Here is a 19,203-nt window from a genome sequence, read left to right on the forward strand (position 1 = left end):
TCTGTTGTTTGTGTTCAAAGCCGTGCAGGGGTTCCATCCATTGGCGGCCTCTACCGCTTATAATAGCATGAATTGCCTTCAGTTTGTAATGCGGGCCGGAAAATTGATGCAGTCCGGAAGTTTTTTTTTAGCTACAAGCTGGCCAGTGACCTTCCACAATACGGACAGGCCAGGCAGAGAGAACTGCCTCCGCAACGATACAGAGAACGATAATCCGGTTATATTGTGTTTTATATGGAGATTTGTCAAGGCTGGCTTGGCTGCAGGGCAGATCCCTGGGCAAATAAAACGGGCTCATCCTGCAAGATGCAGGGAGTCACAAGAGAAATATTCCCATGCAAAAAATGAAAATCGGTATTTCGTGTCACCATACTTACGGGGGGAGCGGGGCAATTGCCGCAGAGCTGGGCAAGGCGCTTGCTGCCAGAGGGCATATTGTTCATTTTTTCAGCAAGTCAGCTCCTTTTCGGCTCGGAGCTTTTTCGCGAAATATTTTCTGCCATGAGATTGAAGTGATGCACTATCCGCTTTTTGAGTCACCCTTTTACTCTCTCGCCCTTGCCTCGAAAATTGCCGATATCGCCTATTATGAAAAACTTGACATTGTTCATGCTCACTATGCGATTCCCCACGCCTTGAGCGCCATGCTTGCACGCCAGATGATTGAGGACAAATGTTCCGAATTGAAGTGTTTCAAGCTGGTAACCACGCTGCATGGTACCGATATCACCGTCGTGGGTGCCGACCGGGGGATGCAGGATGTTGTGAGGCTCGCTATTAACAAATCTGACGGGGTGACGACCGTGTCCGCCTGGCTGAAGGATGAGACGGTCAGGATGTTCAGCCCAAAAAAGGAGATTACGGTCATTCCTAATTTTGTTGATACGTCACTCTTTTTTCGCTCTCCGAAACCGGAAATTCGTGAACAACTTGGCCTTGGGCAGGAAAAAATTGTTATTCACATCTCCAATTTCAGGCCGGTAAAATGTATTGGCGATATTATCCGGATTTTTTATGCTTTAAGTAAACGCGTTGATGCAACGCTGCTGCTCGTGGGTGATGGTCCGGAACGCAGCGATGCTGAAATCCAGGTTCGCCAGTTGGGAATAGTGGATCGGGTACGGTTTCTCGGCAAGCTGGATGATATTGTTCCACTGCTCTCTATCGCTGACCTCATGTTGATGCCGAGCAATGTTGAGTCATTCGGCCTTGCCGCGCTTGAAGCCATGGCCTGTGGTGTCCCGGTCGTGGCAACCATGGCGGGAGGTTTTCCCGAATTTATTGTTCCTGGGGTTCATGGTTATCTGCTTGCTCCGGGAGATATCAACGGCATGATGGAGAAGGCGCTTCTTCTGCTTTCAGATCCCGGCCACTGGTTAGAGTGTTCCCAGGCATGTGTCCTCCAGGCAAAGCGGTATGAGACCGCCTTGCTTGTTGAACAGTATGAAGCATATTATACGATGCTTCTCGCAGAGGCATAGCGCTCTCTTCGCTCTTGTTTTTCAGTACCGTTTACTCGTCAGAAGGACGCTCCGGTACTTTTCAAGGTTTTCAAGTACCTCTCCCGTACCTCTTGCCACAGCGGTAAGGGGGTCTTCGCTGATATGCACGGCAAGCTTGGTCTCTTCACTGATTCTTTTGTCAAGCCCTTTGATGAGCGATCCGCCACCGGCAAGGAAGAGCCCGCGGTCAAAAATGTCAGCCGAAAGTTCCGGTTTGGTCACTTCGAGGCTTTTTTTGATCGAGGTGATAATCTGGCTGATTGGAGTCGCTATTGCTTCCCTGATCGTTGCAGAGTTGACCTCTCGCTCCTCGGGAAGCGCGGTTACCAGGTTTCTGCCTCTGACCATCATGGTGAGCTCTTTTTCCAGTTTATAGGCCGACGCAATTTTAATTTTCACATCCTCGGCAGTACGTTCGCCAATTGCCAGACTGTAAGCTTTGCGGAAGTGACGGACGATCGCATTGGTGATATCGGTTCCTGCGACCCGAAGCGACTCACCTGATGCAATGCCACCGAGTGAAATAACGGCAATTTCTGTGGTGCCGCCCCCGATATCGACAATCATATTGCCCATTGGTTCCTGGACGTCAAGTCCGATACCGATGGCTGCCGCCATGGGCTCGGTGACCAGATAAACCTCTTTGGCTCCAACATGTTCGGCAGAGTCGCGAACAGCCCTTTTTTCAACTTCAGTGATGCCTGACGGGATACCGATAACCATACGGCGGATACCGAGTGAAAACTGGTTTTTTGTTTTATTGATTAATCCCTTGATCAGCTCTTCCGTTGCCTCATAGTCAGCAATGACACCATTGGCCAGAGGGCGGATGGTTACAATGCCGGGATGGGTTTTTTCATGCATAAGAAGTGCTTCATGTCCGATAGCGACGATCTTTCCTGTGTTGCGCTCGCGGGCAACTATAGAAGGCTCATTTAAAACAACACCTTTACCCCGTATAAAAATCAATGTATTTGCTGTTCCCAGGTCAATGGCGATGTCCCTGAACAGATTACTGAAAAAGCTCATATTCTCATGGTTCTGTGTGTCTGTCATAGTGGCTTGGAAAGGAGCGGATTCAGGCTATATTCCAAGGTTTAAACTGAACTCTTAAGGTAGATCAATGCAACTTTTTTTCAAATGAAATAATTGATTCTTTGACCACTTTTTTTGCAGTTTGCTCCGCTTTTCCACTCCCGGTTCGGGGTTTCGGGAAAGAGAGCTATTATGTACATTGCCACAACGGAATTTCTGAAGCCTGATAACCAAAATGAGGTAAGAAGTGTTACGCCAATATCGTTTTCCGGAAGAGCGTTCAGCTCTTGAAAAGCAGTTGAGTCGAAGCGTTACTTTTGATGTTTCTGTTCAGTCTGCTGTTGAAGAAATTTTGCAAGAGGTTCGCCAGAAGGGAGACATCGCTGTATTGGATTACACGGAGCGCTTCCAGGGAGTCAGGTTGTCCGATATGGTTGTTCCCCAGGGAGCAATACAGGAAGCCTACCATAATGCCGATCACTCTTTTCTGGCCGTACTTGAGGAGGCGTACCGTAATATTGTCCGGTTTCATCAGTACGAAGCAGAGAAAAGTTTTTTTTATGAAGCAGAGGGAGGGGTGGTTCTTGGTCAGCGAGTAACTCCCATGCAGCGTGCTCTTCTCTATGTTCCTGGTGGGCAGGCATCGTATCCCTCATCGGTGCTTATGAACGCTGCTCCGGCAAAAGTGGCCGGGGTCAAAGATATTTTCATGACCACTCCCTGTGATGCTTCGGGAGAGGTAAATCCCGATATTCTTGCTGCGGCGGCTGTTGCCGGAATTACCTCCGTATACAAACTCGGCGGAGCCCAGGCAATAGCGGCCTTTGCCTATGGTACCAGGAGCATTCCAAAGGTTGACATCATCACAGGTCCCGGCAACAAATATGTAGCGCTGGCCAAAAAGCAGGTTTTTGGTCATGTCGCCATCGACAGTATTGCAGGTCCTTCCGAAGTGGTTATTATAGCAGACGAAATGGCCAATCCTGAATTTATTGTCCTTGACATGTTTGCCCAGGCGGAGCATGATCCCGATGCATCGGCCGTGCTGATCACCCCCTCAGCATCGCTTGCTGCAGCCGTAAGGGAGTGTGCTGAAGCTCGTCTTCCGGGAATGAACAGGCGGGAGATTATTGCCTCCTCAATGCAGCACAATGGTGCCATCGTACTTGTCGGCTCACTTGAAGAGGCTTGCGAAGTGTCGGATATGATTGCTCCCGAGCATCTTGAGCTGCATGTCGAACACCCTTGGGAAATATTGCCGGATATTCACCATGCCGGTGCAATTTTTATGGGAGGATACTCCTGCGAAACCGTCGGTGATTATTTCGCCGGTCCGAACCATACACTCCCGACCAATGGAACCGCAAGGTTTTTTTCGCCGCTTTCGGTGCGTGACTTTGTCAAGCACACCTCAATCATCTCCTATTCAAAAAAGCAAATGCATCGTTGTGGGGAGAAAATTGCATCCTTTGCTGACCATGAGGGGCTCCAGGCCCATGCTGAGGCTGTTCGGGCGAGATTGAGAGCGCTATGAGAACTGGTGATTTTGATTACGAATTGTCGGAAGAGAAGATTGCAAAATATCCACCTGCGGAACGTGGTTCCACTCGTCTTCTGGTGCTCAATCGTCACTCTGGCGCTGTTGTACACGCATCCTATGCCAGTCTCGACCTTTTTTTGCAGCCAGGTGACCTGCTTGTGCTGAATAATACGAGGGTGCTCCGCGCAAGGCTTTATGCCAGCAAATCTACCGGTGCCAGGATTGAGTTGATGCTTCTTGAAAAGCATCAGGAGGAGCAAAATCGGGTGCTTTACCGGGGGAAGCTGAAAAAGGGCGACAAACTCATGGCGCACGATCAGGAATTGCTCGTTACCGACATTGTTGATCACGGTATTGCCCGAATTGCCGTCTGCGGGGAGCGATCGCTCAGCGACCTCTTTGAACGTTTTGGTGGTGTGCCTATTCCCCCTTATCTCAAGCGAGATGCTGAAGAGGTTGACCGGGAGCGCTATCAGACCGTTTTTGCTGAATTACCGGGTTCTGTAGCCGCTCCGACCGCCTCCCTGAACATGACTTCAGAGCTGCTCGACACGCTTCGCCGGAAGGGTGTTGACATGGTTACCCTTACACTGCATGTTGGTCTGGGTACCTTTCTTCCTGTCAGGGCAGATGCCCTTGAGGAGCACGTCATGCACCGCGAGTATTACTCAATACCCGCAACGTTGGTTGAGAAGATTCGCAAGGTAAAAACTACCGGAGGAAGGGTTATCGCTGTAGGTACTACGGTAACCAGGGCACTCGAACATGCAGGGGAGCGCATGGAGACTTTTACGGGAGATGCACCACTGACAGGAGAGGCCGATATATTCATCTATCCAGGGTATCAATTCCGTATCATCGATTGCCTTCTGACTAACTTTCATGCACCCCGTTCAACGGTACTGATGCTTACAGCAGCATTTGCCGGCCCCGATCATCTGCGCAATGCCTACCAGAAAGCGCTTGAGGAAGGGTATCGCTTTCTCAGTTATGGTGACAGCATGTTCATCGCCTGAAATTTTGATCACTCTAATCTCCCGTTTCACCTTTTTACCTTAAAGAAGCGGGCTGATTCTTTTTCTTTACCTAAAGAACTTAGTTATGGCTGCTGCTTCCGAAAAGGGCGATACTTGCTTATGCAGTGGAGGTATGGTATTTTTAAGATTGTCTTCTGTCGCCTGACAGCATAGGCGTTTTCGCCTGCATTTACCTGAAGTCTATTCGTTTTCACATACACATAAACACATGGAGATTGACCTTATGAGTCTTGTAGACCAATATCGCGCACATACTGAAGAGCGAGCAAAGCTCAGCATTCCACCCTTACCATTAACGGCCGAGCAGACCCGTTTGCTTGTTGGTCTGCTTCAGCAGGAAGTCGTTGAGGAGCCGGAGTATCTGCTTGAGTTGTTTCGTGAACATATTAGCCCGGGCGTTGATGATGCCGCCTTTGAAAAAGCCGCTTTTCTTGATGCTATCCTCAAGGGAGAGCTCTCCTGCAGCGTGATTGACAAAGTGGAAGCCGTCAGCATTCTGGGAACCATGCTCGGAGGCTATAATGTCAAGCCTCTTGTTGATGCGCTCGGTCATGACGATCCGACGATATGCAGAGAAGCTGCTGCGATGCTGAAAAAGACCTTGCTGGTCTATGACCTGTTCGATGTTGTGGTTGACCTCTCAAAAACCAATACCTATGCTGAAGAGGTGCTCAAGTCATGGGCAGAAGCAGAATGGTTTACCTCCAGGCCAACACTTCCGGAAAAAATGACCCTTACGGTTTTCAAAGTACCGGGTGAAACCAATACGGACGATCTTTCTCCAGCCAGTGAGGCATTTACTCGCAGCGATATTCCTCTTCATGCCCGCTGTATGCTTGGTACCAAGATAACCAATCCGATAGAAACCATTGCCGAGCTGAAAACGAAAGGCCATCCACTTGCTTATGTTGGCGATGTTGTCGGTACCGGATCAAGCCGGAAGTCGGGAATCAACTCGGTTCAGTGGCACATTGGTAACGATATTCCAGCAGTACCCAACAAGCGGAGCGGTGGAGTGGTTATTGGCAGCATTATTGCTCCCATTTTTTTCAATACAGCAGAGGATTCGGGTGCCTTGCCTGTCCAGGCTGATGTGACGGCAATGGAGATGGGCGATGTTATTGATCTTTATCTTGCCACAGGTACCATAGAGAAAAACGGTGCAGTGATCGCGCGGTTCGAACTCTCCCCGAATACGATTGCGGACGAGGTTCGTGCCGGAGGACGTATTCCCCTGATTATTGGCCGAACCCTGACCAGAAAGGCACGAAAAGCTCTCGGATTAGGTGAAGACAACCTCTTCCTGCGTCCTGAACAGCCTGCAGACAGCGGTAAAGGTTACACGCTTGCCCAGAAAATGATCGGCAAGGCCTGTGGTCTTCAGGGTGTGCGTCCGGGGATGTATGTTGAACCAGAGACACTTACGGTTGGTTCACAGGATACAACCGGAGCCATGACCCGTGACGAGGTGAAAGAGTTTGCAGCACTCAGTTTCAGCGCTGATCTCTTAATGCAGAGCTTTTGCCATACATCAGCCTATCCAAAGCCTTCTGATGTGAAGTTGCACAGAAGCCTCCCGTACTTTATCATGAGCAGGGGCGGCGTTTCGCTTAAACCCGGAGACGGTGTTATTCACACATGGCTGAACCGCATGGTGCTGCCCGATACACTTGGTACTGGCGCTGATTCCCATACCCGTTTTCCAATCGGCATTTCGTTCCCGGCAGGTTCAGGGCTTGTAGCATTTGCAGGTGTTACCGGAACCATGCCTTTGAATGTTCCTGAATCAGTGCTTGTGCGCTTTACTGGTGAGATGCAGCAAGGTATTACATTGCGGGATCTGGTCAACGCCATTCCCTATGTGGCCTTGAAGCAAGGCTTGCTGACCGTCGAAAAGAAAGGCAAGAAAAACGTCTTTGCCGGTCGTATTCTTGAAATCGAAGGGCTGCCGAAACTCAAGGTTGAGCAAGCTTTTGAACTCAGTGATGCTTCTGCCGAACGAAGCGCTGCGGCCTGCACTGTCCGGCTCGATAAAGAACCGGTTATCGAATATCTCAGCTCAAACGTCAAATTGCTCGAACAAATGATAGAGCTGGGCTATGGCGATGCTGATACCCTGCAACGTCGAATCGGTAAAATGGAAGCCTGGCTTGCAAACCCCTCTCTTCTTGAGCCAGACAGTGATGCAGAGTATGCAGCAGTTATCGAGGTCGATATGAACAAAATTACCGAGCCGATTCTTGCCTGCCCCAACGATCCTGATGATGTCATGACGCTCAGTGAGGTGCTTCGTACCGACGACAGGCCGAAAGTCATTGACGAGGTCTTTGTTGGAAGTTGTATGACCAATATTGGCCATTTCCGCGCTCTCGGCGAAATTTTGCGCAACAAGGGTGTTGCCCCGGTAAAGCTCTGGATTGTTCCTCCCACGAAAATGGATATGACAAAACTGATCGAAGAGGGCTATTACTCGATATTTGGCGCATCCGGAGCCCGTATTGAGCGTCCGGGATGTTCACTGTGCATGGGTAATCAGGCAAGGGTCGCCGATAATGCCGTAGTCTTCTCTACCAGCACAAGAAACTTCGATAACCGCATGGGCACGGGAGCACAGGTCTATCTTGGCTCAGCGGAGCTTGCTGCAGTATGCGCCCTTCTTGGTCACCTGCCAAACAAAGATGAGTATATGGAAATCATCAACCGTCATCTCTCAGGCGAAAAAGAGGAGAATGTTTACCAATATCTTAACTTTCACAAGCTTGAAAAAGCAGAATTAGAGTTGCTTGTTGAGTAAAAAAAATATTTATTAAGGCGGGATGTGAAATTTTTTTGCATATTCCGCCATACAGTAGGCTTTTGAAAAGTCGCTGTTTTTTTTTATTATTCGAGAGCTGATGAAGCTGTCAATTATCAAACAACAAAAATAATAATAGCAATGAAAAAACTTTTCATTTTCCTCTTTCTTTTGAGCTCAGTCTCTTTCGTTGGCTGCGCAAAAAAAGCTGAAGCACCAGTAGAAGCACCGGTAGAAGCACCTGCAGCGCCAGCAGCAGAAGCACCAGCAGCAGAAGCACCTGCAAAATAAGTTTCCGGTTTTCCGGTCTCTTATGTCAAAGAGGCAGAACGCAAGTTCTGTCTCTTTTTTTTTGCACCACGGATGCTCATGAAAAGGTATCGGCTATGGTGCTTGCGGGTGTAAAAAGAGTGAATGTGCAAAAAGGCTGAAGCTGCAAACAGTTTGGTCAGCGAGAGGTTGCCCGGCAGCACGGATAATCAGATAATGATCGGGATTTCAGCAAAAAAAAAGAGACAAATGGTTAGTTTGTCTCTTTTTTTTTGCTGAGGAGGCAGGACTCGAACCTGCAAATTGCCTGATCCAGAATCAGGAGCCTTACCAATTTGGCCACTCCTCAATAGTGAGGTGAATATAGTAAAAAATAATTTATTCCAATTTTCTTTTCTCTTTTTTTTTAGAGAATGGTGAGAAGTACAGGAATAAGAATCATTGCCACGATCATCGAAGATGCTACAAGAGTTGCGGCAAATTCGTGGTCAAGTTCCTCAATCGAGGCAAGGCTGATGGTTGAGAACCCTGCCGGTGCGGAAGCTGAGAGTACCACAATGGCCCGGTCGAGCCCTTCAAGGCCAAACAGGCTGGCAAGCCATACTCCGAGAGCAAGTCCGAGAACCATGCGCAGGACGATGGCGACAGCAAGATGGAATGGGTTGATTTTTGTTATCCTGAATGATGCCCCGAGAGCAAGAAGCATGAGCGGTATCGTCAGCTTGCCGATGGAGTGCAGTACTGAGGTTGCAATGGGCATGGGACGCAGATCAAATGCATTCATCAGAAGAGCTGCAATCAGGGCCAGAAGAGGGGGGGAGGTGATGAGTTTCTTGAGCAGGCCATTTTTAGTGGCACCTCCATCATTGTTGCCAAACGTGCAGACCACTGCAGAAGCCAACAACCCATTCGGAAGATCAAAGATGAAGAGGCGAGCCAGCCCATCGTCTCCATAAAATGATTGAATGAAGGGTATGACAAAGCCCACATTCATGATCATTGAGCCACCTGCAACTACCAACCAGGTTTTTTTTTGCATCTTGATGGCTTTTCCCGTGAGCAAAGCCGCTGCGAGCGTCAAAAGGATAAGAAGCGAAGAGAGAAGAGGAAGAAAAAGCATCGCACGACTGATGACCACCCAGGAAAGTACGGAAATCAGGAGTGCAGGAAGCGTCAAATGATAAACAAGCTTAAAAAGAACATCCGGCGCGTAATCATCAAAAACTGATGTTTTCCGCAAAAACATTCCCAGAAAAAATGTTGCAAATACAGGAGCGAGAAGAAAAGCAAGGTCAAGCATCGCCGAAAGAGAGAAAAGCTGTTAAGCCAGGAAGAAGGGAGTGCACCCGAGAGGAGTCGAACCTCTAACCGTCTGATTCGTAGTCAGATACTCTATCCAGTTGAGCTACGGGTGCTTGTTATGGTAGCGTGTACGGGATTCGAACCCGTGATCTTCGCCTTGAGAGGGCGATGTCCTGGGCCACTAGACGAACACGCCAGGTAATTTTTTTTCTCATTCACAATACGGTGGGCCCTGTAGGACTTGAACCTACGACCCAGCGATTATGAGTCGCTTGCTCTGACCAACTGAGCTAAGGGCCCTCAATGCTTAGCTTTAGAGGCAGTTAATATAATGCATTGCTGATAATATCCAAAAAAATAATCCTCTTTTTTATTAAAGTCAGTGAAATTCATCATACTTTTCCCTGCTGATATCGGCACCAAGGCTGTTCAGTTTTATTTCGATCTTTTCATATCCCCGGTCGAGGTGGTAAACTCGCAGTACTTCCGTTGTTCCTTCAGCGACAAGGCCTGCAAGAACAAGGCTTGCTGAGGCTCTCAGATCGGTTGACATGACCTTCGTACCCGAGAGCTGTTGCGGTCCGTGAACAATTGCCTGATTTTTATGGATCTCAATATGGGCGCCAAGCCGATTCAGCTCAGGGATGTGGTTGAACCGTTCATGATAGACCTTGTCGGTAATATGACTTGATCCTTCAGCTTGCGTCATCAGAGCAATCCATTGGGCCTGCATATCGGTTGGAAAGGCTGGATAAGGCTTTGCGGTGACATCGGTTGGAATAAGCTTTTTCGGACTTTTCAGGGTTATGCTGTTGTCTGTTGTCTCAACCAGGCATCCCGCGTGCACAAATTTTTTCAGTACAGCTTTCATCTGTTCGGGTTCAACGCCATTAACAGTAATATCTCCTCCAGTTATGGCTGCAGCCGCAAGAAGTGTCCCAGCTTCGATGCGATCAAAAACGTTCTTAAATTCAATAGCTTTGAGTGTATTGCACCCCTCTATTTCAAGTTCGGTTGTTCCTGTTCCCCTGATTGTTGCTCCCATTGCGATGAGAAATTTGCAGAGCGTCTCAATTTCAGGTTCTGCAGCCGCATTGCTGATGGTTGTGGTACCCTCGGCAAGGACAGCCGCCATGAGAGCATTTCCCGTCGCACCGACAGAAGAGATCGGGAAGGTGATATGGCCACCCTGCAGTTTTCCGCCTGGAATGGTGGCATCAATAAATCCGGTTTCGATGGTGATCGTGGCGCCAAGTTTTTCCATAGCCATCAAATGAAGGTCAATGGGGCGTGGTCCGAAAGCACATCCCCCGGGAAGAGAGACTCTTGCGTGGCCAAATCGTGCAAGCATCGGTCCAAGAACATAGATCGATGCCCTCATTTTTTTTACCAGTTCATAGGGTGCCTGAAGACTTTGTACATTGCGGGATGAAACCTTCAGGGTGTTGCCCTCATAGGTCGTTTCAGCTCCCAGGTGGTGCAAAAGCTGGGTAAAGGTCACGATATCCTTCAGATCAGGGATATGATGAAGGGTAAAGGTGCCATTGCCGGTAAGCAGTGTTGCGGCAATGATTGGCAGAGAGGTATTTTTTGAGCCTGAGGCCGTTATAGTGCCGGAGATGCGGCTACCGCCCTTTATGACAAGCTTGTCCATGTATTCGATACGCTGATGAAAAACGGATAGTTACCATTATTTCAGGTCAAGAAAAACAAATTTTTTTTTCTTTGACCGTTTGCGAAGAAAAGATTTTATCCTTTACCTTGAGTTGATGTTTTTCTTGTGTTTTTCGATGGTCTCTTCTCACCATTTTTATTTGTAAGGGTAGCAGAATTTTTAATGCCTGGGGATTTTTTATGACCTTTATCGTTCCACCTGCTTTTTTTTATAGAGTATTGCGCATAGCCAGCGTTCTCTTCTTGCTTGTATCAGTGCTGTCGCCCCCAACAACGGTAGCATTGCCGAGAAACGGCGAGATCACAAAGATCATGAAAGAGCGTGCAGCAGTTGAAAAAAACCTTTCGAATCTCAAGCTGCAGCTCCAGGAGTACCAATCAAAACTGAAGTTGACAACAAAAAAAGAGTCACACTCATTTAAGGCTCTGGAAAATATTCGTAGCCAGATTCTGGTACTTGAAAAGATGATCAATGAAAACCAGAGCTATCTCACCAGGCTCGATGGTGATATTGACCGTCTTCATGATGAGCTTCAGGGGAATCGCAAGATTTATGGCAGGGTTTCTGATGATTTTCGCAGGACGGTGATATCAGCATATAAATATGGTGGAAACAGGGATATAGAGCATTTTTTTGCTGCAGGTTCCGTTTCCAAAGCTCTGGTACGCGCGCAATATATGGGTTTTTTTACCCGTTCTGTCCGCAGCAATGTCGAAGAGCTGCAGCAGGTTGCTGCAAAGCTTGAAAATAGCAGGATTGCGCTTGAGCAGAGCTATCAGCAAAAAGCTAAAGTCGTCAGGGAGCAGGAGCAGCAGTTGAAAAGCTGGTCAGCCAGTAAAAAAGAGAAAGAGGTGGTACTTGACCGGTTAAAGAAAAACAAGCAGGAATATCTCGCACAGCTTGCAACTGTCCAGCAGAAACGTATGCAATTGCAGTCAAGGATAGAGTCACTCATTCTGGCTGAGCAGCGTGCTCTGGAGGCTGAACGTGAACGGAGAAGAAAAAATCTTGAAGCAAGGCGTCGCAAGACCCTGCAACTTGAGCAAAAACGACTTGAGGCCCAACGACTTGAGCAAAAACAGCCTGAGCAAGAGCACCTTCGGACCGAACGTCCTGCTGTCGGGCGGGTTCGTGTGAAGAAGAAAAAAACGGTCGAACAAAGAGTGGCTCCTGATACTGCAAACAAAGCGATGGAAGAGGCCCCGCAGAGAGCCATGAAGAGTCCGGAAAAAGAGCAAGGCAATCAAACACTCAATCTGGATTCTCCCGAGTTGGAAGGCGTTTCCGCAAATTTTGACAGAGCATTTGGTTCACTGCCCTGGCCTGTACAGAATGGTGTCGTCTCCAAAAGGTTTGGAACGGTAAAAGACAAGGATCTCAGAATTGTAACCACCAATAACGGGATCGATATTTCTGTCCCTTCCAACACGCAGGTAAGGGCTGTTTCTGGTGGCAAGGTAGTCCAGATTGCCTTTCTTCCCACTTTTGGCAATATCGTTATTGTTCGCCATCCGCAATCTTATCTTACCGTGTATGCCAATCTGGGTCAGTTAAGTGTAGCACGAGACGATATTATCAAGTCGCAGCAACTGCTTGGATTCGCCGGAAAAACTGCTGAGGGAGCTTCCGTTGTGCATTTTGAGATATGGAAAGGCCGAGTCAAGCAAAACCCTTCAAAATGGCTTAGATAAGCACTCTTATGGGCGTTCATGAACTTTTTTCCTCAATGTTTGCTCTCCTGTTCCGTAATAGCACGTTATGGCGTGCTATCAAGAAGAGAGAGGTAGCTGGGGAGTCCAGTGTACTCAGGGAGTATGCCGTTCCGGTTATTGCCCTTGTGCAGTTCGTAAAATTTCCTCTGATCGGTGTACCCCGACCAGCCATGTTCTTTACCATTGCCACCTTTCTCATTGATGTCGCAGCGCTCTATCTCATGATGGGAGGAGCGCTCTTCTTGCTCCGGCCGCAACACACAGAGAGTTTCAAATCGAAAGTGCTCACGGTTTTCTCCTATGCGATGACCCCCGTATGGCTCTTTGAACTTTTCTATTTTACGGGCTCCCTGAGTTGGTTTTTTGCTGCGTTTGCTCTCGGCTATGCTCTTGTCATTGGCAGAAATGGTTTAAAGCTGCTGCTTGACCATGATGAAACTCTTTCAGCATCAGCATTAAGAAATACCGGTTTTTTTGTAGTGGTGGTCAACACAGCAGCTTTTTTACTGATTGGCTCACTCATTCGATTGTTCAACTTTTAGACGGCCCATTATGAAGGTTCAGGATCTCCATCTCGATTATCACCTGGTAGAGGATATTCTCAAAGCATTTCTTTTCAATGAGCTTCGAAAGTTCGGATTCAGTTCGGTCGTACTTGGTCTGTCAGGCGGTATCGATTCGGCTGTTGTCTGTGAACTGGCGGTTCGCGCACTGGGTAGGCAGAACGTTTTAGGGCTTATGATGCCCTATGCTTCAAGCAGTATGGAAAGTCTCGAACATGCGGAACTCATGATTAAAAAGCTCGGCATACAGGCCGAAGAGATGCCGATTACGCCTGTTGTCGATGCTTTTTTTTCCTCTGTACCGGAAAATCAGTTGTTGAGAAGGGGCAATATTATGGCGCGCACGAGGATGATATTGCTCTATGATGTTTCAGCAAGAGATGGTCGCCTGGTCACCGGAACAAGCAACAAAACAGAACTGCTTCTTGGTTACGGCACCCTCTTTGGCGATATGGCTTCAGCCATCAATCCAATTGGCGATCTCTATAAAACCCAGGTACGAGGTCTTGCCCGTCATCTCGCCATTCCGGAGCCCCTTATTGTCAAAGCGCCTTCAGCCGACCTCTGGGAAGGACAGAGCGATGAGGATGATCTCGGATTCAGTTATGAAGCCGTTGATTTGCTCCTCTATATGATGCTTGAAAAGAGAATGGATAAACATGCGATCCTTGGCCAGGGGATAGAGGAACCCTTCTATGACCGTGTCAGGAAGATGGTTGTCAGGAACCAGTACAAAAGGATGATGCCCGTTATAGCCAAACTATCAGGCCGGACACCCGGTATCGATTTCCGCTATGCAAGAGATTGGCAGGAGGTGAGGTAGGGGCGGCATGCTATTATCTGCAGGGGCACGCCATCATTTGTAAGGGCACGCCATGGCGTGCCCCTACAGATATCCGGATAACCCGTTGCATGATAAGATGGTTGTTAAAACGATCGCAACACCGTATCAATCAGAAAATGTTTGTCGTCTCTGTTGGGATAATCGGTTGTATAATGCAGTCCTCTCGATTCACGGCGCTTGATGGCACTCTCGATGATCAGGCTCGCCACTTTGATGATATTGCGAAGCTCAAGAATCTGAGTCGTTATCTTTGTCTTCTTGTAGTAGGACTCCGTCTCCTCCTTAAGAAAATCAATCCGTCTTTTCGCACGCTGCAGGCGCAGGTCACTGCGCACAATCCCGACATAGTCATTCATCACCTGCTGTGCCTCCCGTTTGTTGTGTGATACCAAAATCCACTCTTCCGGATTGACGGTACCCGTATCGTCCCAGTCAGGAAAATCGACATGGTTGTCATGTTTCTTCACCTCTTCGCTGATATCAAGATATGCCCTCCAGGCAAAGACCAGCGCTTCAAGCAGAGAGTTGCTTGCAAGACGGTTAGCACCATGAACCCCGGTACAACTCGTCTCTCCGCATGCATAAAGCCTTTCTATGGTGGTGCGCCCTTTGTCATCGGTGCGCATGCCACCGCATGAATAGTGTGCTGCAGGAACAACCGGGATCATCTCCTTCGTCATATCAATACCAAAACCGAGACAGGTTTCATAAATGTTGGGAAAATGTTCCTTTGTTTTTTCCGCGTCGATATGCGTTACATCAAGAAAGACACACTCTTCACCACTTTTTTTGATCTCCGAGTCAATGGCGCGGGCCACAATATCGCGGGGAGCCAGATTCAGGCGTTTATCATATTTATGCATAAACTCCTGACCATTTTTCAGTCTCAGGATACCGCCAAATCCCCGGACAGCTTCCGAAATCAAAAAAGATTTAGCTTTAGGATGGTAGAGAGCGGTTGGATGAAACTGGATAAACTCCATATTGGCAATTTCAGCTCCAGCCCGATATCCCATCGCCACACCATCACCAGTAGCTATCTCCGGATTTGTGGTGTAGGGATAGATATGGCCAAGTCCTCCTGATGCGAGCATGGTAATTTTTGCCAGAATCTTTTTCGGTTGCCTTTGGCGTGAGTCGAGCACGTAAGCTCCGTAACAGTTGATGCTGTTCGTCTTAATATCGAGATGGTGCTCGGTAAGCAGTTCGATGGCAAAATGGTGCTCAAGCAGGGTGATATTGGGGTGGCTGTTGATACGATCAAGAAGAGCCGTTTCAACCTCACGTCCGGTCAGATCCTGTGCATGAACAATGCGGCTTCTGGAGTGGCCACCCTCCTTGCCGAGGTGCAGGTGGTCATGATCTGAAGTGGTAAAGTTAACACCAAGTTGCATCAGACGCTCGATATGCTGAGGTCCCTCATTTACCATGAGAGTGACCATTTCGAGGTTGCACAATCCTGCCCCGGCATCAAGGGTATCAGCGATATGCAGCTCAGCACTGTCATTATGATCGATGGTGGCAGCGATTCCACCCTGGGCCCAATTGGTATTGGATGTGGAACTCTCCTTTTTTGTGATAATCGTTACCTTGGCGTAATCGGCCATATGAATGGCAAAATAGAGTCCGCCTATGCCGCTGCCGATCACCAGAACATCAGTTTTGATCGATTCAGTCATAACTGTGATGTGCCCAGTTTGATTAATGGTTACTGTGTAGAAAATACCATAGCAAGTATACATATCCGTGAGCCTCTCTGCCCGAAACAAGATACATCTTCACCGCGCAGCTTTATTTTTCTGCCTCAGGCTTTTCAGGGCAGTGGCTACGATAAGGACTATTCCTGCAAGGATGACGGCGTGCAGATATTTAACAATATCAGGAAAGAGGCTTGCAATAAAGAAACCGATCAGCGTAAAACAGAGAACCCAGACAAGAGAGCCGCAGAAACTGAAAAAAAAGAAGAGCCCGAACGGCATCCCGGTCACACCCGCCAGAGTCGCCGTAAAGCTGCGTACGATCGGCACAAAACGAGCAAGAAACACCGTTTTTGAACCATGTTTCCGATAAAAAGCCTCTGTTTTCAGCAAATGTTCGCGACGAAAAAAACGGGAATTCTCTGCTGAAAAGATTGAGTTTTTAAGCTTTTTTCCGATAAAATAGCCCGTTGTATCACCCAGAATCGCTCCACACGAAAGGATTGTGATCAGGAGGACGATGTCGAGAGCTCCTGATGCCGCGATAAGCCCTGCCGTTATGAGCAGAGAGTCACCCGGAAGAAAAAAGCCTGCAAACAGGCCGGTTTCGGCAAAAATAATGATAAAGAGCAACAGATAGCCACCCCAGAGAATCAACTCCTCAAGGGTACGAATATTCTGGAATGAGGCAAGATAAATCATGAGCAGTCACTGAAATAATATGGGTTCTGCCTGTGTGGCCAACCAGTTAACAAACGGGTAGCAGGTGGTCAAAAAAAGCCCATTACCCGTTTGTTAACTTTTTTCAGACAGGGTCACCCTCTTTTCGGCGAAAAAAAATCTTCGCGTTCAGCACCCTCGGGAGCCGAACGGAGAGCCGTTACGGCAGGAGAACGGCGCAGGAAATAACGGTTGTCCAGAGACCGTTTTCGCCCTCTGCGGTTTCAGTGATGTTGTATGAATTGATGATTTTTCCACTCATTTTGTAAATACCCTCACGTTCGTCCCAGTCCTTGTTCGGATCAAACTCAATACCAAGGGTGGTTGCAAGCATCGTTGCCGCCAAATCTTCGGCATATTCACCAGACTGTTCGGCGGACTCTCCAAACGGATGGTGTTCCGACAGATAACCATACTGTGTATCATCAGCAGGAATGGCGACGCCGACTGAAGCGGCAATAAGACGGTTGAACTCATTGGTTGAATTACGGGCCATGACAGCAAAGGTGATCTGCCCCGGAGAAAGCAGCTTTACACCCTCTTCCACACTGATGCGCTCACAGTGAGGAGGAAAAATACTTGATACTGTAACCAGATTGCATTTCTCGATTTTGGCCTCTCTCAGGGCAAGCTCGAACGAGGAGAGATATTCTTTGTGCCTTCCCACACCTTTGGTGAAAAAAACTTTTGATGGGACAAATGACAATGCCGTGCCTCCGGATTTAATTTTATTGTGTAAAGTGTTCCCAGTATCGAAATTGACGAATTATAGGAAAAAGCAGTCGTATTCAAAATGTTTTTCTTGCGGCCACTTTAAAAAACCTTCTTTTTCCAGCCCTGATGATTTTTGCTTCCAGGCTGAGTTCAATACACTCCGCAATCTCTTCGATCTTCCTCTCATCAACAAGAACCGATTTCTGCTGAATCATCCGTCGAGCGTCACTTTTTGACGTGGCGGCGCCAAGGGTGACGAGGAGATCGATCAGTGATATGGACGACTCATCAAATTCAAAAAGTTCAATATGGTCAGGCGCTTTTTTATGAATGAAGAGCTGATCAAATTGTGATTCCGCATCATCAGCCTCTTTTTGTGAAGAGTAGAGAGCTGCAATTGTCTTTGCCAGAGCCCGCTTGGCGGTTCTCGGATTTTCCGTTATCTCGTCGAGAATAGCCCCAACCCCCTCATCTTCCTTTGGCACCAGAAGTTTGCAGTACGTTTCAATGAGCGTGTCGGGAATCGAAAGTACCTTGCCATAGATATCGGAAGGGGAGTCATTGAAACAGATGGCGTTGCCAAGTGATTTCGACATCTTCTCCTTTCCGTCAGTGCCCACGAGCAAGGGCATGGTAATGCAGACCTGCGGTTCAATACCATACTCCCGCTGCAAAGCCCTGCCGACCAGCAGATTAAATTTCTGGTCAGTACCGCCAAGTTCAACATCGTTTTTCAGATGCACTGAATCCATGCCCTGAGCAAGCGGATAGAGGAACTCATGAATTGAGATGGGCTCTTGAGCCCGATACCGCCTCTCGAAGTCATCACGCTCAAGCATCCGGGCCACCGTATAGTGGCTTGAAAGTTTGATGACATCGGCAAAACTCATCTTGCCAAGCCAGTCGGCATTATAGCAGATCGTCGTTTTTTCAGGGTCAAGAATTTTCGAAGCCTGCTCAAAGTAACTTAAACCATTTTCCCGCGCCTCTTCGGCTGAAAGCTGCGGTCGCGTCTTGCTTTTTCCCGAAGGGTCGCCGATCATGGCGGTAAAATCGCCAATAATAAGAATAGCCTCATGGCCAAAATCCTGAAACTCCCGGAGCTTCCGCAAAACGACCGAATGACCGAGATGCAAGTCAGGGCGGGATGGATCAGCGCCAAGTTTTATTTTCAGTGGCAGACCGCATTTCAGGCTCTGACGCAATTTCTGTTCAAGTTCTTCAACGCTGATGATTTCCACCACATTGGCAACAATAAGATCAAGCTGTTCCTGTACAGATGGAAAAAGCATATGGATTTCCTCTTATTTTTATCTGTTTAGTATTGTTTTTTTATCTGCTCCATCTGACGCTGATTTTCCCTCGCCTTGATCGTTTCGCGCTTGTCGTAGAGCTTTTTGCCTTTGGCTATGGCAAGTTCAATTTTCAGGAGGCCTTTCGAGTTGAAAAAGGCCTTCAATGGCACCAGCGTAAGCCCTTTTTCACTGATTTTTGCCTCGATTTTGCGGATTTCCTCTTTATGCAGCAGCAGTTTACGACTCCGCTTCGCTTCAATCAGCTCCATCCGGTTATGCGCATACGGAGTAATCTGCATACCTTCAAGCCAGATCTCATTACGAAGGATGATGGCAAAGCTGTCGCTCAGACTCGCTTGCCCCAGGCGTACCGATTTCACCTCGCTTCCAAAAAGCTGGATACCGGCAACGAGGGTATCGAGAATTTCAAATTCGAACCGGGCCTTTCTGTTTTGAATGGCCTGAACATATTGCTGAGTCTGTTGCTTTTTTGCCACCGTGAT

General features: G+C 48.1%; 16 protein-coding genes and 4 tRNA genes. 8 read left to right on the forward strand and 12 right to left on the reverse strand.

The window, feature by feature from the left end; translation table 11 throughout:
• The first annotated feature begins 344 nt into the window (after nt 1-344).
• Nucleotides 345-1,481 (forward strand): N-acetyl-alpha-D-glucosaminyl L-malate synthase BshA, encoded by a 1,137-nt coding sequence (bshA, locus tag AC56AD_RS04195; protein ID WP_041526422.1) that lies wholly within the window; start codon nt 345-347, stop codon nt 1,479-1,481.
• 21 nt (nt 1,482-1,502) lie between these two features.
• Here bshA and AC56AD_RS04200 read toward each other — a convergent pair whose 3' ends face one another.
• On the reverse strand, nt 1,503-2,531 hold the full coding sequence (locus AC56AD_RS04200) for a rod shape-determining protein (RefSeq protein ID WP_041526683.1): 1,029 nt from the start codon (nt 2,529-2,531) through the stop codon (nt 1,503-1,505).
• Between the two features lie 253 nt (nt 2,532-2,784).
• Here AC56AD_RS04200 and hisD point away from each other — a divergent pair, with 253 nt between their 5' ends.
• From hisD to AC56AD_RS04220, 4 genes are all read left to right on the forward strand, one after another.
• Entirely contained in the window at nt 2,785-4,071 is a 1,287-nt protein-coding gene (gene hisD, locus AC56AD_RS04205) for a histidinol dehydrogenase (RefSeq protein ID WP_012507632.1), read from the forward strand.
• On the forward strand, nt 4,068-5,093 hold the full coding sequence (gene queA, locus AC56AD_RS04210) for a tRNA preQ1(34) S-adenosylmethionine ribosyltransferase-isomerase QueA (RefSeq protein WP_012507633.1): 1,026 nt from the start codon (nt 4,068-4,070) through the stop codon (nt 5,091-5,093). The genes hisD and queA overlap by 4 nt, the downstream gene beginning before the upstream one ends.
• A gap of 244 nt (nt 5,094-5,337) precedes the next feature.
• A complete protein-coding gene (gene acnB / locus AC56AD_RS04215; RefSeq protein ID WP_012507634.1) occupies nt 5,338-7,908 on the forward strand; it encodes a bifunctional aconitate hydratase 2/2-methylisocitrate dehydratase in 2,571 nt (856 codons plus the stop codon).
• A gap of 141 nt (nt 7,909-8,049) precedes the next feature.
• Complete coding sequence (locus tag AC56AD_RS04220; protein ID WP_498984202.1) at nt 8,050-8,199, forward strand: hypothetical protein; 150 nt, start codon at nt 8,050-8,052, stop codon at nt 8,197-8,199.
• Nucleotides 8,200-8,453: 254 nt separating this feature from the next.
• Here the strand turns inward: AC56AD_RS04220 and AC56AD_RS04225 are convergent.
• The 6 genes from AC56AD_RS04225 to murA all read right to left on the reverse strand — a co-directional run bounded on the left by AC56AD_RS04225 (nt 8,454) and on the right by murA (nt 11,134).
• A tRNA-Gln gene (locus AC56AD_RS04225) sits at nt 8,454-8,527 on the reverse strand.
• A 57-nt stretch (nt 8,528-8,584) separates the two neighbouring features.
• Nucleotides 8,585-9,424 carry an AEC family transporter gene (locus tag AC56AD_RS04230; RefSeq protein WP_223293981.1) on the reverse strand — a complete coding sequence of 280 codons (840 nt, stop codon included), beginning with the start codon at nt 9,422-9,424 and terminating at the stop codon, nt 8,585-8,587.
• A gap of 95 nt (nt 9,425-9,519) precedes the next feature.
• A tRNA-Arg gene (locus AC56AD_RS04235) sits at nt 9,520-9,593 on the reverse strand.
• Between the two features lie 6 nt (nt 9,594-9,599).
• Nucleotides 9,600-9,676 (reverse strand) — tRNA-Glu (locus AC56AD_RS04240).
• Between the two features lie 30 nt (nt 9,677-9,706).
• Nucleotides 9,707-9,780, reverse strand: a tRNA-Ile gene (locus AC56AD_RS04245).
• A 79-nt stretch (nt 9,781-9,859) separates the two neighbouring features.
• Nucleotides 9,860-11,134 carry a UDP-N-acetylglucosamine 1-carboxyvinyltransferase gene (murA, locus tag AC56AD_RS04250; protein ID WP_012507637.1) on the reverse strand — a complete coding sequence of 425 codons (1,275 nt, stop codon included), beginning with the start codon at nt 11,132-11,134 and terminating at the stop codon, nt 9,860-9,862.
• A gap of 200 nt (nt 11,135-11,334) precedes the next feature.
• Between murA and AC56AD_RS04255 the strand changes: the two genes are divergently transcribed.
• The 3 genes from AC56AD_RS04255 to AC56AD_RS04265 are packed head-to-tail and all read left to right on the forward strand — an operon-like array spanning nt 11,335 to nt 14,253.
• Nucleotides 11,335-12,846 carry a M23 family metallopeptidase gene (locus AC56AD_RS04255; protein WP_012507638.1) on the forward strand — a complete coding sequence of 504 codons (1,512 nt, stop codon included), beginning with the start codon at nt 11,335-11,337 and terminating at the stop codon, nt 12,844-12,846.
• An 8-nt stretch (nt 12,847-12,854) separates the two neighbouring features.
• On the forward strand, nt 12,855-13,409 hold the full coding sequence (locus tag AC56AD_RS04260) for a hypothetical protein (protein WP_012507639.1): 555 nt from the start codon (nt 12,855-12,857) through the stop codon (nt 13,407-13,409).
• A 10-nt stretch (nt 13,410-13,419) separates the two neighbouring features.
• The gene (locus tag AC56AD_RS04265; protein WP_012507640.1) at nt 13,420-14,253 is read left to right on the forward strand and encodes an NAD+ synthase; all 834 of its coding nucleotides are present in this window, start codon (nt 13,420-13,422) and stop codon (nt 14,251-14,253) included.
• Nucleotides 14,254-14,357: 104 nt separating this feature from the next.
• On the opposite strand, the gene nadB is transcribed toward AC56AD_RS04265, so the two are convergent.
• The 5 genes from nadB to smpB all read right to left on the reverse strand — a co-directional run bounded on the left by nadB (nt 14,358) and on the right by smpB (nt 19,197).
• Nucleotides 14,358-15,953 carry an L-aspartate oxidase gene (nadB, locus tag AC56AD_RS04270; RefSeq protein WP_012507641.1) on the reverse strand — a complete coding sequence of 532 codons (1,596 nt, stop codon included), beginning with the start codon at nt 15,951-15,953 and terminating at the stop codon, nt 14,358-14,360.
• A gap of 99 nt (nt 15,954-16,052) precedes the next feature.
• Nucleotides 16,053-16,673 (reverse strand): DedA family protein, encoded by a 621-nt coding sequence (locus tag AC56AD_RS04275; protein ID WP_012507642.1) that lies wholly within the window; start codon nt 16,671-16,673, stop codon nt 16,053-16,055.
• Nucleotides 16,674-16,851: 178 nt separating this feature from the next.
• Nucleotides 16,852-17,397: a pyruvoyl-dependent arginine decarboxylase gene (locus tag AC56AD_RS04280; RefSeq protein WP_012507643.1), complete on the reverse strand. Its 546-nt coding sequence runs from the start codon at nt 17,395-17,397 to the stop codon at nt 16,852-16,854.
• Between the two features lie 82 nt (nt 17,398-17,479).
• Nucleotides 17,480-18,697, reverse strand: coding sequence for a tyrosine--tRNA ligase (tyrS, locus tag AC56AD_RS04285; protein WP_012507644.1), 1,218 nt, complete (start codon nt 18,695-18,697; stop codon nt 17,480-17,482).
• 26 nt (nt 18,698-18,723) lie between these two features.
• Nucleotides 18,724-19,197, reverse strand: coding sequence for an SsrA-binding protein SmpB (smpB, locus tag AC56AD_RS04290; RefSeq protein ID WP_012507645.1), 474 nt, complete (start codon nt 19,195-19,197; stop codon nt 18,724-18,726).
• Between the last annotated feature and the right edge of the window lie 6 nt (nt 19,198-19,203).

Source organism: Pelodictyon clathratiforme (assembly GCF_982375515.1).